10 protein-coding genes and 1 pseudogene are annotated in these 13,630 nt (G+C 36.2%); 8 read left to right on the top strand and 3 right to left on the bottom strand.

Features of this window, described 5'->3' with window-relative positions:
• Positions 1 to 7 precede the first annotated feature (7 nt).
• Positions 8 to 811 (bottom strand): hypothetical protein, encoded by an 804-nt coding sequence (locus RCG20_RS15220; RefSeq protein WP_308180959.1) that lies wholly within the window; start codon positions 809 to 811, stop codon positions 8 to 10.
• A gap of 815 nt (positions 812 to 1,626) precedes the next feature.
• Here RCG20_RS15220 and RCG20_RS15225 point away from each other — a divergent pair.
• Both RCG20_RS15225 and RCG20_RS15230 read left to right on the top strand, forming a co-directional pair.
• Complete coding sequence (locus tag RCG20_RS15225; RefSeq protein WP_308180960.1) at positions 1,627 to 2,346, top strand: hypothetical protein; 720 nt, start codon at positions 1,627 to 1,629, stop codon at positions 2,344 to 2,346.
• Positions 2,347 to 3,456: 1,110 nt separating this feature from the next.
• Positions 3,457 to 3,606 (top strand): annotated as a pseudogene (locus tag RCG20_RS15230) (sporulation protein YhbH); the annotation flags it as partial.
• A gap of 310 nt (positions 3,607 to 3,916) precedes the next feature.
• Here the strand turns inward: RCG20_RS15230 and gpmA are convergent.
• Complete coding sequence (gpmA, locus tag RCG20_RS15235) at positions 3,917 to 4,684, bottom strand: 2,3-diphosphoglycerate-dependent phosphoglycerate mutase (RefSeq protein ID WP_374120480.1); 768 nt, start codon at positions 4,682 to 4,684, stop codon at positions 3,917 to 3,919.
• 418 nt (positions 4,685 to 5,102) lie between these two features.
• Here gpmA and RCG20_RS15240 point away from each other — a divergent pair, with 418 nt between their 5' ends.
• From RCG20_RS15240 to RCG20_RS15255, 4 genes are all read left to right on the top strand, one after another.
• Positions 5,103 to 5,840: a GTP cyclohydrolase II gene (locus tag RCG20_RS15240; protein ID WP_308180961.1), complete on the top strand. Its 738-nt coding sequence runs from the start codon at positions 5,103 to 5,105 to the stop codon at positions 5,838 to 5,840.
• Positions 5,833 to 6,930: a bifunctional diaminohydroxyphosphoribosylaminopyrimidine deaminase/5-amino-6-(5-phosphoribosylamino)uracil reductase RibD gene (gene ribD, locus RCG20_RS15245; RefSeq protein WP_308180962.1), complete on the top strand. Its 1,098-nt coding sequence runs from the start codon at positions 5,833 to 5,835 to the stop codon at positions 6,928 to 6,930. The genes RCG20_RS15240 and ribD overlap by 8 nt, the downstream gene beginning before the upstream one ends.
• Positions 6,931 to 6,945: 15 nt before the next feature.
• Positions 6,946 to 7,518, top strand: a complete 573-nt coding sequence (locus RCG20_RS15250; protein ID WP_308180963.1) for a 5' nucleotidase, NT5C type — start codon at positions 6,946 to 6,948, stop codon at positions 7,516 to 7,518.
• A 119-nt stretch (positions 7,519 to 7,637) separates the two neighbouring features.
• A complete protein-coding gene (locus RCG20_RS15255; RefSeq protein ID WP_308180964.1) occupies positions 7,638 to 9,842 on the top strand; it encodes an alpha-galactosidase in 2,205 nt (734 codons plus the stop codon).
• A 239-nt stretch (positions 9,843 to 10,081) separates the two neighbouring features.
• Here RCG20_RS15255 and RCG20_RS15260 read toward each other — a convergent pair whose 3' ends face one another.
• Positions 10,082 to 11,698 (bottom strand): cytochrome c3 family protein, encoded by a 1,617-nt coding sequence (locus RCG20_RS15260; protein ID WP_308180965.1) that lies wholly within the window; start codon positions 11,696 to 11,698, stop codon positions 10,082 to 10,084.
• Between the two features lie 204 nt (positions 11,699 to 11,902).
• On the opposite strand from RCG20_RS15260, the gene RCG20_RS15265 reads away from it, so the two are divergent.
• Together RCG20_RS15265 and RCG20_RS15270 are read left to right on the top strand one after the other, a co-directional pair.
• Positions 11,903 to 12,682, top strand: coding sequence for a sugar phosphate isomerase/epimerase family protein (locus RCG20_RS15265; protein WP_308180966.1), 780 nt, complete (start codon positions 11,903 to 11,905; stop codon positions 12,680 to 12,682).
• Positions 12,670 to 13,629 (top strand): sugar kinase, encoded by a 960-nt coding sequence (locus RCG20_RS15270; protein ID WP_308180967.1) that lies wholly within the window; start codon positions 12,670 to 12,672, stop codon positions 13,627 to 13,629. The genes RCG20_RS15265 and RCG20_RS15270 overlap by 13 nt, the downstream gene beginning before the upstream one ends.
• Position 13,630 lies beyond the last annotated feature (1 nt).

A 13,630-nucleotide genomic window follows, 5' to 3' on the forward strand; every position in this document is an offset into this window, starting at 1 on the left:
TCCTATCTTAATGAACCATATAAGGACCTATGTGGTTCAAATATCTAATTAAGTCTTGATCAATGAAAAAACGATTATATGGATAATGCAATATTAATGGTGAACTTCCTAAATGGTCAATCCTATCAAGAGTAGGGGCAATTAACATAGAAGCTACGAAGACAAGTCTTCTTTCTGGTTCTCTGTTAAAAGTCTTAACTCTTCTAAGGAATGGATCTAAATTTCGTTCAGTGGGTGTTAACACTGTTATTAATTGCTCAAATTGAGTATCAGTTCTATTAGTAAGACTGACAATATCTGCCCAAGGTAACTCGAAAAATTTTTTTAAGGCAAGAGGGTATTGAATTAAGTGCTCAGAAAATGCTAACATTTTGTTACTCTCCAATGAATTATCAAAAACCCTATGGACTAAACTATGTGGAATAAAACTAAGTAAAGTATGTAAATTTCTTAGTCTACGATTAAACTTAAATCGAATCTCTGTATCAATGGAGTTTTTTTGTGCTCTATATAACCAAGCCTCTTTAGCAAAATTTGTAGGTGCAGTAGCACAATAAGAAATAAAGTTGTGACCCAGGGTGTTAATAGAAAGTCTTGAGTCCGATAGACCATAAACTCCTTTTAGATCTACCCATACCTGATTTGAAAGAGTACCGCCAGTAAGGAACCCATTTATTTTTGTTTCAGCATTTACTGCACTTCTCATGCTGGACTCTTGAATGTGGTAACTATATTCTTTCCAGGTTTTTAAAGGGGGTAAGTGTGGAATAGTATAGTCAGAAAATGTATATCTTAAGGCTGCTATGGTCATTAAATACCTCCATGAAAATTGTATAAAAGATAATAAGCGCTCATATTTTACCACATATTTCTAAGTATTGTAAGAAAAAGTAACAATCTTATACATATGAATATAGCCATGACTTAGTGACACTCGTACCATAGAGCCCCTTGAGAAATCGAAGAGCCACCGATAAACTTTTATTGTATAGCCTATACTTAGTGCATTCCTAATGAGAAGAAGTCACAGAAACACCATAAAATACCCATTTAGCTTAGTGCTAAATGGGTATTCTACTTTTGCATTTATTTAAAACAAACTCTTCCAGTGACTTTCTGGTATATGCCATGATCTGCCGACCCTAAAACCTTTAATTTCTCCGCTATTTAGTAGTTTGTGGGAATAACTTCTTCCGATGTAAGGCACTTCCATCATTTCATCAACAGTTAGTATTTAATTATTAAAGATAAAAGAAGAGTATATAGCCCTAAAGCCATTTAATATATGGAATTATGAAATGTTCATTTAAGCAGTATATTTTTTGAAAAGGAAACCAGCCATAAGATACATAAGTTCATACAACTTATGTATCTTATGGCTTATTTAGTATTGCTACTTAAATTATTAAACCATTCGATGAAGAAATGAAAACAAATATGCTGTTTTCTACAGGCTTTTTTTCACAAATTTTCCACAAGGAATTATATGGATATTACCGAATACTGTAAAATGAATACTTCTAATATTTATAGCATTAAGTCTACTATCGCTTTTGAAAAAGGGCAGATAGGAAGGATAGAAAGAAAAGTAAGTTATTTATAAAATTTCGAGAGGAAGAAAACCTTATGGCAAATGATCAAGGCATTGAACTAATATTAAATAGGTTAAATGAATGGAGACATTTTCCTGACTATCAACTGGAGAGAAGGTTTGACATATTTTTATCTTTTTATTTACCTGAGATAATTAGAAAAAAGACGAATAATTGTAATATCTTAGATGAGATATTACCAGAATTTCCTGTTCCTAAAAGATTATTTAATGATGATTTACAAAACACTAATAATAAAACAGAATTTTATAAAGTAGATTTTGTAATGTCCGACAATGGAGACAATATTTATTTTATTGAGTTTAAAACAGATAACAGATCTAGAAGCTCAAAACAAGATATAAGAATGAGAAAAATTGAAAAGCATGAGGTTGAATTTATTAGCATTGTAAAAGTTCTAATTTATCATTGCTGTGAAGGGAACAGGGAAAAATATTATAAAATACTACAAAGTTTGGCGAATTGGGGTTATATAGAGGAAGAAAGCTTTATTAGCTTAATGAAGCAATTATATGATGAGGAATATTTTGATATCGGTGATACAAATTTAGGACTCACAATAAAAGATGAAATAAAAAATAATATATTATTTATCCAACCTACAAATCCAACTGGAGATAATAATGTTATTGATTACGATTTTATAATAAACAATCTAGATTGGAACGAGGATGATGTTTTGGGAATGGCAATTAAGAAATATTTAGAAAAGTGGAAAGATGCACCTTTATAATTCTTTTCTTAATTAATAAACTGCCAAAAATATATAAAGAAATATAACCCGAAATCCGTTATTATGACCAATCTATGACCAATAATATATCTTGAAAGGTATTTTGAATGGTTGAAAACCATAAGAAATAGAAACAGCCTTGAAAATCAAGGCTGTTTCTAATGAAAATATTATGGAGAATAGGGGGCTCGAATTTCTGACCTCTACGCTGCCAGTGGAGAGACGCGTTTTCTAGAAAAAATATGGACTTTGATCCTATTACATCGAGTAAAAGTTTTAAAAAAAGTTATATAGCCACACCAAAATGTAATCAAAGGCTCTATCCTTTTTTTGAGTTGCAGTATAAAACTATTCGATTTTGTATGTACTAAATATGAAAGCCCAGAAACCCCAAGGAATCTATTGCGGGAATTTTATAGACTGATTAAGAAAGCTAATGTTCTAAGGATTCGATTACATGACCTTAGTATAGTAGGAGTAATGTTTGTTTTACCCACCATAGATTGACCACAGATTGACCACGAACTTATCAAATTGATTATACTGGTATGGAAATAATGAACTAAAAATGTTTGAATCTTAGATTCATCCAGACCTGTTATCATTCAAAAAACTTATAAAACTATTCTTGTATCATGGGCGGCATGATGTAATCGAATTTCTACTAAGTCATGGGTGGATAAATTATAAATTTGTAAAAACAAAAAGGGATTGTTTTTTTGAGGAAGCTGCAATATTTTTTCACCCAAAAGAAAAATATATACCCGCCACGCTTTATTAAATTGGCCCCAAATTAGTCCAAGTAGGTCCCCAAAAAAGAGTTATTTTCTACTTTTTGAATTATTTAAAGACAATAGGAAAAGCCCTATAATCGTAGTCATATCAACGAATCTAGGGCTTTTTAGTACTTGAGTTTGCAAAGCGTTAAAATTAACGTGAGTAGTGCTCAACTGAATTAAAATGGCCTATAATAATAAAGAGTGAATGTATATATTGAAGTAATAACCAATTTAATTTATGTTCAGAAATTTAACATTTGATGAGTACCCTCTCTATAGTTACTATCTAATCATTAGGCAATCCGAATAAAGTGTATAGGGTTTATAGTTTAATCAGTACAACCGCCACTCCACCTTAATGTCAGCCTATAAAAATATCAAAGACGAAAACTTCCGGTATTATATTTTGAAACAAAAAGCCGATGTGTTTCATGCGATGAAGAGCTTTTTTCAGAAGCAAGAGAGTAATCAGTTTGTTTAAAGTAGATCGACAGGTGGGGAGCCTGTCGATTTTTATTTTTGCTAAGCAGAATTTATATCCATAAATTCTGCTAGCTTCATAAGGACAACTACGCCTAATCATCGCCCTAAGGGGCTCACCAATCGGCAAGTTTTCTTTAACTGATTTTAAAATCTTCACAACTTCCACATAACTTCTTTATAACTTCTACAAAACTTTTCTTTATTATAAGGGTAACTTAATTGAAGAGTTGGAATGAACTCTTTTCTTAAAAACTTCCCATAATTTGATTGGTGTTGAGACACCAGTCTCTTTTTTTGCCTTTTTTTAACTAACCTATCCAATCATGGTTTTCCGGATCATTGAAATCCATGTGTTTTGGTATAGCCTCCTCCCCCATTTCTCCATCTGTTCCCAAGTAATAATGCCTAATAGGTTTTAAGTTTTCATCCAATACATAGATAAGTGGAATGCTGTTCGGAATGTTTAAACTTATTACACCATCGTCAGGAATTTCGTCCAAGTATTTGATGAGCGCTCTTAAGGTATTGCCATGTGCAGAGATAATAATGCGTTTATTCTCTTTCAAGCAAGGAACAATCTGCTCATTCCAATAGACTAAAGCACGTTTTTCGGTATCTAGGAGACTTTCAGTAAAGGGAATGTCTTCTTTTTTTACATTGGAGTATTTTGGATCAGACAGCTCGGATAGATGATTTGCTGAAGTAATTTCTGGTGGGCGCACATCCGCAGACCTCCGCCACTTATTTACTTGATTTTCTCCGAATTTTTCAATTATCTCAGCTTTGTCCATCCCTTGGAGTGCACCATAATGACGCTCGTTTAATCTCCATGATTTTTGAATAGGAATCCATACTAAGTCCATCTCATGGAGAATAATCCATAACGTTCTGATAGCTCGTTTCAAAACGGAGGTATGGGCAACATCAAAACTAAAACCATGTTTCTTCAATATCGTACCCGCTTCTCTTGCCTCGTTATAGCCATCATCAGTCAAATCAATGTCGCTCCAGCCAGTGAAGCGATTTTCAAGATTATATTGGCTTTGCCCATGCCGAATGAAAACAAGAATTTTCAATATATACACCTGCAATCTTTTTACATAAGTATGTACACATTCAAATGGAAATATTAAAGGTGGATTTTTTCATCTTCACAACTTCCACATAATATCTCTATAAGATCTACAAAACTTTTATATATTATAAGGGTAACTTAATTAAAGAGTTGGAATAAAGGAACTCTTTTCTTAAAAACTTCCCATAATTTGATTGGAGCAGAAGCTACCAGTCTTTTTTTTTTGTCTTTTTTCATAGTGCTTTTTCCAAAACATTAAGGCTTTCTCAAAACGTTTATTTGTGTTGACGTTAATGAGCCAGCCTTTTCTTTTGCACTTATCGTCAAAATTGGACATAATAAAAAGTATAAACTAGAATTATTCTTGTTTAACTTTTTTAACTATGGGCTAAGGTGATTTTTCCTAGGAGGACATATAAATGCTTACAGCAAATGCGGTTGATATGCTAAAAGATAAAATAAAATTGATTCAACAGAATGAAAAGGTGATTTATTTGGTTGGTCCCATAAAGTTACCAGTGAATCTTGATGGTAAGACGGTGACTTTCCAATGGTACTGCTGGCTGCAATGCGAAGAATTAATGGATAGCACGGAGAAAATTATTGATAAATTATCGTCCGTTAATTTAGCTGAGATGCAACAATCAAGTGTCCTTGTTTATGGTGATTTTAAAAATGCTGAGGATGCGGTTGTTCGCATGCACAGTATCTGTCATACCGGTGATATTTTCGGCAGCAAGCGCTGTGATTGTGGATACCAATTAAAAGAGTCGATGAAGATGATTGTTGATCATGGAACGGGCGCCCTCTTTTATTTAGCAAATCATGAGGGCCGCGGAATTGGACTGTTTAGTAAAGCGATGGCATACGTCCTGCAGGAAAATGGAATGGATACAGTTGAGGCAAATTTAAGCCTTGGCTTTAAGGATGATGTCCGTAATTATGATGATGCAATTGAAGTACTGAAATCACTCAGATCAAAACAAGTTGCGATCATAACAAATAATCCACGTAAAATGGAAGCATTGCGTAAATCTGGTTTTGATATCTCTGACCGCGAACCGTTATGGGGAGATGAATCAGAGTTTAATAAACTTTATCTTCAGACAAAAGTTAATCGTTCTGGACATTTCAAGGGTGGACAACCCAATGAATGAGCATGTGCTCTATATGAAGCTAGCACTTGAAAATGCCAGAGCAATGAAGGGACAGACAGATCCCAATCCACTTGTTGGCTCTGTTATTGTAAATGATAATCGGATTGTTGGATTTGGCGCGCATATGAAAGCAGGGGAACCGCACGCAGAGATTCATGCCCTTCATATGGCGGGTGAAAAAGCACAAGGTGGAACTATTTATGTGACGCTTGAGCCCTGTTCCCATCATGGGAGAACGGGTCCTTGTGCTGAGGCAATTGTTCGGGCGGGGCTTAAGAAAGTAGTTGTTGCAACGCTAGACCCAAATCCACTTGTATCAGGACGGGGTGTTGAAATCCTGAGAAACGCTGGTATTGAGGTAGTTGTTGGTATCTGTGAGGAAGATTCACGAAGGATGAATGAAGTATTCAATAAATATATTGTCTCTAAACGCCCGTTCGTTACGTTGAAGTCCGCTGTTACGTTGGATGGAAAAGTTGCTACTTCAACATCTGATAGCAAATGGATTACATCTGAGGATGCTAGAAAAGAAGTACATCAGCTTCGCAATGAAAATGCTGGTATTTTGGTTGGTGTGAATACTGTGATTGCCGATGATCCAGAGCTAACGACTCGCATTCCCAATGGGCGGAATCCGATCCGGATCATTTTAGATTCGACTTTACGCATTCCAGTAGCTTCAAAAGTTGTAACAGACCTAAAAGCACCTACATGGATTTTTACAACAAAAAATTATGATGTTGATAAAAAACAGAAGTTAGAGAATGCTGGGATAAAAGTATTCGTCACTAGTGGTACAAAGCATGTGGATTTGCAAGAAACGTTAGAAATTTTGGGTGAGAATTTTATTTCTTCTCTTTTGATTGAAGGGGGCGGAGAAATAAATGCTTCCTTTATGGAAAATAAACTCATTGATAAACTTGTTCTTTATATTGCGCCAAAAGTGATTGGTGGAAAAAATGCTCCAAGCTTTTTACAAGGTATAGGGGCCATGAAAATGAGTGAAGCAATTGAGTTTGCTGATGTATCTTTCACTCAGGTAGGTAAAGATTACAAATTTACCGGATATCCTCTTTACAGAGCAGAATAAAAGGTAGGGATTGATGTGAAATTTGGATTTGATATAGATGATACTTTAATTAACCTGAGAGAACACGCTTTTCATTTATATAATAAAAAGTTAAACAAAAATGTAGGACTGGATATTTTTCATTCTTTAAAAACGGTTGAGATTCATGAACCCTTTGGTTTAACGGCTATTGAGGGTGGGAGGATGTGGAATAGCCTGCTTGATGAGATTTATTATACATCATGCCCACCATTTCCCTACGCAGTTGAGACTTTAAATACCCTAGTAAAACGGGGCCATGAGATCTTTTATGTTACAGCACGGCCAAAAGAACATGGCGAACGGACTAAACAGTGGATGATAGAAAGAGGGTTTCCTGTTCTAGATGATCGTTTCTTTTATGGAATGAAAGACGAAGATAAGGTCCATATTATCGAAGAACTAGGAATCGACTATTTCTTTGACGATAAGCCTGCGGTTCTCGAGACGTTGGTGGACAAGCCGGTAAAGGCTTATGCAAGGAGCAATTCGTATAATCAGCATCTTGATGTACCAAGGATCACTAGCTGGTCGGAATTGGTGGATATAATAAAGGAAACTGACAGGTGAAAATTGCCTGTCAGTTTCCTTTATTAATATGAATTCTAAAAAAATGAATCAGGCGGGTTCATTTTTTTACCTCCCACTCATACACTACGATATCTGTATGGTTGGGAGGTAATTCTTTAATGGTTATACACTTTGATTCAGATCAACAGGTTTTCCATTTACAAGGAAAGGATACAAGCTATTGCATGCAAATAGTGGGAAGTGGGTTTTTAACCCATTTGTATTGGGGGAAAAAGATTACTAGTTATCATGGTAGCAACCCCATTTTATTTGCAAACCGCAGATTCTCTCCGAATCCAGACCCCTCTGATCGAACATTTTCACTTGATACGCTTCCGCAAGAGTATCCTGCCTATGGAAATACCGATTTTCGAGCCCCAGCCTATCAAATACAATTAGAAAATGGATCGACAATAACAGATCTACGCTATAAGAAATATTTTATTTATAAAGGGAAACAGAAACTAGCGGGACTTCCTGCTACCTATATTGAGAATGATCATGAGGCAGAATCAATAGATATTTTTTTGGAAGATTCATTAATTGGTTTAAGCGTTATTCTTACATATACCGTTTTTGAAAGTTACAATGTGATTACTCGATCTGTCCGTTTTCAAAATCAAGGTAGGGAACAGTTAAAAATAATCAGAGCATTAAGTGCAAATATAGATTTTCGTGATGATCAATTTGATTTTTTGACGCTTTATGGTGCACATATTAATGAACGTAATATCGAAAGACGCCCGGTTTCCCCCGGGAATCAATCGATCGAAAGCCGCCGTGGGGCAAGCAGCCACCAACAAAATCCATTTTTTGCTTTGCTTCGAAAAGATGTCACTGAAGACCATGGAGATGTTTATGGGTTTAGTCTTGTATATAGTGGTAATTTTTTAGCACATGTGGAAGTGGATCAATTCCATACAACACGGGCATCGATAGGTTTAAATCCGTTTGATTTTAGTTGGAAAGTAGAACCAGGTGATTTTTTTCAAACACCTGAAGTGGTATTGGTTTACTCGAGTGAAGGGTTGGGCGAAATGAGTCGAACCTACAATGAATTATACAGAACTCGTTTATGTAGAGGAACATTCCGTGATCTAGTCAGACCGATTCTACTAAATAATTGGGAAGCCACTTACATGAAATTTACTGCTGAAAAAATTATGGAAATTGCAAAGGCAGGGAAAGAAGTAGGAATTGAGTTGTTCGTTCTTGATGATGGCTGGTTTGGCAAAAGGGATAATGATAAAAGCTCTCTCGGGGATTGGGTGGTGAATAAACGAAAGCTTCCAAATGGATTAGCTAATTTAGCGGATAAAATTCTAAATTTAGGAATGGAGTTTGGTTTATGGTTTGAACCGGAAATGGTCTCTGTTGATAGTGATCTTTATCGTGACCATCCAGACTGGTGTTTGCACGTGCCAAATCGAAAGCGTTCAGAAGGTAGAAATCAATTAGTTCTCGATCTTTCCAGAAAAGAAGTGTGTGATTATATTATCCAAGCTGTCTCAACTGTTTTAGCAAGTGCACCGATAACGTATGTAAAATGGGACATGAATCGCCATATGACGGAAATTGGATCAGAGAAATTGCCGAAAGATAAGCAACGAGAAACAGCTCACCGCTATATGCTTGGCCTGTACTATGTATTAGAGAAAATGATAACAAAATTCCCGCATGTTTTATTTGAAAGTTGTTCAGGCGGAGGCGGCCGTTTTGACCCAGGTATGCTTTATTACATGCCGCAAACATGGACTAGTGATAACACTGACGCAATTTCTCGTTTAAAAATACAATATGGAACAAGTCTAGTTTACCCTGTGATTTCAATGTGCTCCCATGTCTCATCTGTTCCAAATCATCAAGTACAACGAGTTACATCACTTGCCATTAGAGGTCATGTTGCGATGGCAGGGAACCTTGGTTATGAGCTTGATCTAACAAAATTATCACCTCAAGAAAAAGATGAAATTAAACAGCAAATCAATTTATATAAAGAGATCCGTCACGTTGTTCAATTTGGGGATTTTTACCGGCTACTTAACCCATTTGAAGGAAATGAATCGGCATGGATGTTTGTTTCGAAGGACAAATCAGAAGTAGTGATGGGTTATTTTAAAGTATTAGCAGAACCAAATGCACCATTTGTTCGCCTACAGTTAAAAGGCTTAAATCCTGATTTCCTCTATAAGCACATAGAAACAGGAAAAGTATATGGTGGGGATGAATTACTGTACGTTGGAATCGCTCTTCCAATGTTAAAAGGGGATTTTACGAGTGTTTTCTGGCGGTTTAGAACAGTGGAGATTCACTTAAATGCATAATTGATAAAGAGTGTAAGGCGAATATAGCTGAAAAAATGGCTTGAGGCGTTTTTAGCGATTTTTTCAGAGTTATGGCGTTTCTCTAGATGGTTATGGAGATTTTTTAAAGTTATGGCGTATTTTTCAGAGTTATGGCGATTTAGACATTTTATGGAAAAGGCCAACAATCTATCGAAAAGGTGCAAATACAAAAATATAACGACAGGCGTCCCACAACCTGTCGTTTACATTTTTCTAAATTAATTCGTAGTCTGCTCAGAATATGGAATCATATCCGGCATGTTTTTATACAGATCGTCCTGTGCTGCATATGGGTTGTTATAGATTTGTTCGGTAGCTAAATTTCCATGGCAGGCATAGCAAACTGCCATATCGGTATAGCGCTTGAGAGCGGAATCAGGATTACTATCCAGCAAATAGGTCTTGGATTCGGCTTCTGACCAGTTATTTATTGTCATTAAGTCTCGAATGGTATTTCCCCTTGCATCACGCATAAGCGTTACATCGGTACCATGGGCAAAGTGGCAGCGGACACAATTATACTGATCCAGGTCAGTGGAGTGACGATATTCGCTAGTATTAAAATACCCCACTTCCTTGCTGGAGTGTGCTAAGTAATCAGTGTGGCAGGCTGAACAAAATTTGCTCATTGCTTTACCTAAACCAACAGCAACCTCTGTGCCATCAGAAGTTGTTATTTTATTAATAGAGCTGTCATTGAGCGCTGTCCCTTTGGGATCGACTGGTCCTTGATGCAATGCGGATTGATTAATAGCATAAACAGGAATATCACCATAAGTAGAAATCTTAACCTTATCTAGTCTCACAACATATGCCTGAGCAATATCTCCGCGGATGACTTCATTTAGCTGAGTACCGCTACTATAAATATAGCCTTTGTTAAATTGGAAATGGACATCTTCATCGCTAAAATCAATCACATTTTTATACTCCCCATCCGAGCCTAATGTGAAATCGGGTGTTTCTGTCTTAAAGAACTGTGTCCAATAGGTTCTTTGTGCCCCATAGGTAACCCCATAAAGCCAAGGATTATCTAATCGACGATACTTATCTTGCCCCCCAACTGTATTCCATTCATATAAGGCAATCACGGTATCATTATCGTTAATTTTACTATCAATAATACCAAGGTTTGCTTTGGTTCCTCTGATTAAAATAAATGGATACCCGCTCGCTTCCTTCGAATCTATTTGTTTTTTTGATAAAATGGTCGCGCTATAAGAGAAGATGGGAATTAAGACTGCCTTGTTACCGCCTTCCTTTAGATTCGTATTTCCCATATTGTTTGGATTGTAATGAAGAAGTCGGTCGCTATACGAGCCATGTGGACTGTGGCAACTTGCGCAGTTAAACTCAGTTGTCCAGTTCCCACCCTTTGCCTTTATTTGATCATCACTCAAATGAGCTCCACTTATTCCCCCGGGAGCTGATTTAATCGTTAATGAACCTGAGGCAACGTGCATGGAAGGATTCCCACCTGTTGTTCCTTGAAATGTACCAGCAGTGGATGGGAGGAAGACGTTGTAAATTCCCAATGTCCCATCGTGGCACGAAACACAAGTGCTATATATTCCATCTGATGTCAGTAATTTTTCTGAACTAGAATTATGTGTTTGGTGGCAACTTGCACACGCATTTGTATTGTTTTGATAAGAACCATGTGTTTGTTGACTGCTTGCTGAGCTATTAAGACTCTGTATATTCGTGCTAACAAGCTTAGAGGAAGCTTTATTCGAAGTTGTAGAGTTTTGTTTGTTTTGCGCAAGGATTTGGCTATTGAAAAAGATAAAAATTAAAGCCGCACTAAAAAGTAAACCTATCATCAACCGTTTCATTTTATTTTCTCCTCTATTTCATTTAAACCCTCAATATTTTCGCCAGTAAAAGAAAAAAATAAACGAAAATTTTAGATTATTTCAAAAACAAAGGAAGTTTCTTTAATTTTTTTAAAAAAAGTCTTGAAAAGCGCTTACATACAATTTATACTTTAGATAAATCGATTTACTAAACCGATTTATTAAAAAGAAAGGAGCATAGTAATGAGTAAAGTAATAGTTCCTTTAAATGCTTTTAACGTACAAGATGTGTTGGAAAAGGGACAGGAATCTTTCTTTCAGATCATACATGCATCAGAGGCTAATGGAGTTGAGATTAGGCGAGAGCTATTTCCAAAAGTTATTCTTCCCCTTTCGTGCATTCGAGAGGAACTTACTAAATATCCATTATTTACGGTATATTCTGCCCCTGTAGAACTATGGAAAAATGATGGTTCAATTAATTTAGAAGATGTACAGCAAATTTTTCAGGAAGCCGATCAAATTGGTGCAAGTTGGCTCAAAGTATCATTAGGCCATTTTTGTAAAGAAAAATCGGATGTTCAATTATTAAAACAGATTTTACTAAAAGAAGGAAATATCCAATTGCTAGTGGAAAACGACCAAACGATTTATGGTGGAAATATTCAAAATCTGAAATCCTTTTTTGAGGAGATTAGTAAAAATGATGTACCTGTAAAAATGACATTTGATATTGGTAACTGGTTTTATTCTGGAGAAAGCGTTCAGGAAGCAATTGAGAGCCTTAAAGAGTATGTAATATATCTGCATTTAAAGCATGTTGAGAATCGACATAACAGACTCATAACCCTTCCACTTCCAACGAATGAAAGCGCTCAATGGAGAAAAGCCGTTGAACAGTTTCCAACAAATTTAAATAGAGCTTTAGAATTTCCCATTCAACCGAGTAGCCAATTGGCGTTATTTGTTAAACTGGTGGGGAAGCGGCATGAGAAGGTGGGTAAAAAAGTATGCAGCAGCTAGATGTTGTAACCTTTGGCGAGGCGATGGCGATGTTTATTGCAAATGAGCCAGGCGCATTACACGAAGTGGACCAATATACGAGAGAATTGGCAGGTGCTGAAACCAATGTTGCGATTGGTTTGGCAAGACTTGGTTTCAAGTCTGGATGGGTAAGTAAGGTTGGATCAGATCCTTTCGGTAAATTCATTATTCAAAGGCTGCAAAAAGAAAACGTTAACATTGACCAAGTCTTTTTCGACGTAAACTGTCCAACTGGCTTTCAAATGAAATCAAAAGTGTTGGTTGGAGATCCGGAAGTGCAATATTTTAGAAAGGGCTCTGCTGCCAGTCACATGAATGCAGGCGACTTCCACGAAGAGTATTTTAAACAAGCAAGGCACATGCATATGACTGGCATTCCATTAGCACTTTCCAGCCATACAAGAGCCTTTGCTGAATATGCTTTATCCTATATGAAAAAAATAGGAAATACCGTTTCATTTGATCCGAACTTAAGACCGAGTCTTTGGACTTCAAAAGAGGAAATGATTGAAGTAACAAATAAAATCGCAATCGAGGCAAATGTAGTTCTGCCAGGGATCACAGAAGGTGAAATTTTAACCGGTTATAAAAATCCTCGGGATATTGCTTCTTTTTATTTAGATAAAGGGGTCGAACTTGTGGTAATCAAGCTCGGCGAAAGTGGTGCCTTTTATAAAAATTTGCGTGAAGAAGGAACTGTAAATCCATTTGAGGTGAAAGAAGTCGTTGATACCGTTGGAGCAGGAGATGGATTTGCGGTCGGATTGATTAGTGGATTACTTGAAAGTCTCTCGATACAAGAGGCCGTTTTAAGAGGAAATGCTATCGGTTCACTTGCGGTTCAATCACCAGGAGATAATGATGGTTACCCAACTCGCAATCAATTAAATGAATTTATGCAAAAAAATACACAAGGAGTGAAATAGG

Source organism: Neobacillus sp. PS3-40, from assembly GCF_030915485.1.
Taxonomy (GTDB): domain Bacteria; phylum Bacillota; class Bacilli; order Bacillales; family Cytobacillaceae; genus JAUZPL01.

Excerpts from the sequence above, each read along its gene's own strand:
- ribD (WP_308180962.1), top strand. The coding sequence starts at position 5,833 with ATGAATGAGCATGTGCTCTATATGAAGCTAGCACTTGAAAATGCCAGA.
- RCG20_RS15260 (WP_308180965.1), bottom strand. The coding sequence starts at position 11,698 with ATGAAACGGTTGATGATAGGTTTACTTTTTAGTGCGGCTTTAATTTTT.
- RCG20_RS15255 (WP_308180964.1), top strand. The coding sequence starts at position 7,638 with ATGGTTATACACTTTGATTCAGATCAACAGGTTTTCCATTTACAAGGA.
- RCG20_RS15265 (WP_308180966.1), top strand. The coding sequence starts at position 11,903 with ATGAGTAAAGTAATAGTTCCTTTAAATGCTTTTAACGTACAAGATGTG.
- RCG20_RS15225 (WP_308180960.1), top strand. The coding sequence starts at position 1,627 with ATGGCAAATGATCAAGGCATTGAACTAATATTAAATAGGTTAAATGAA.
- RCG20_RS15240 (WP_308180961.1), top strand. The coding sequence starts at position 5,103 with ATGCTTACAGCAAATGCGGTTGATATGCTAAAAGATAAAATAAAATTG.
- RCG20_RS15270 (WP_308180967.1), top strand. The coding sequence starts at position 12,670 with ATGCAGCAGCTAGATGTTGTAACCTTTGGCGAGGCGATGGCGATGTTT.
- RCG20_RS15220 (WP_308180959.1), bottom strand. The coding sequence starts at position 811 with ATGACCATAGCAGCCTTAAGATATACATTTTCTGACTATACTATTCCA.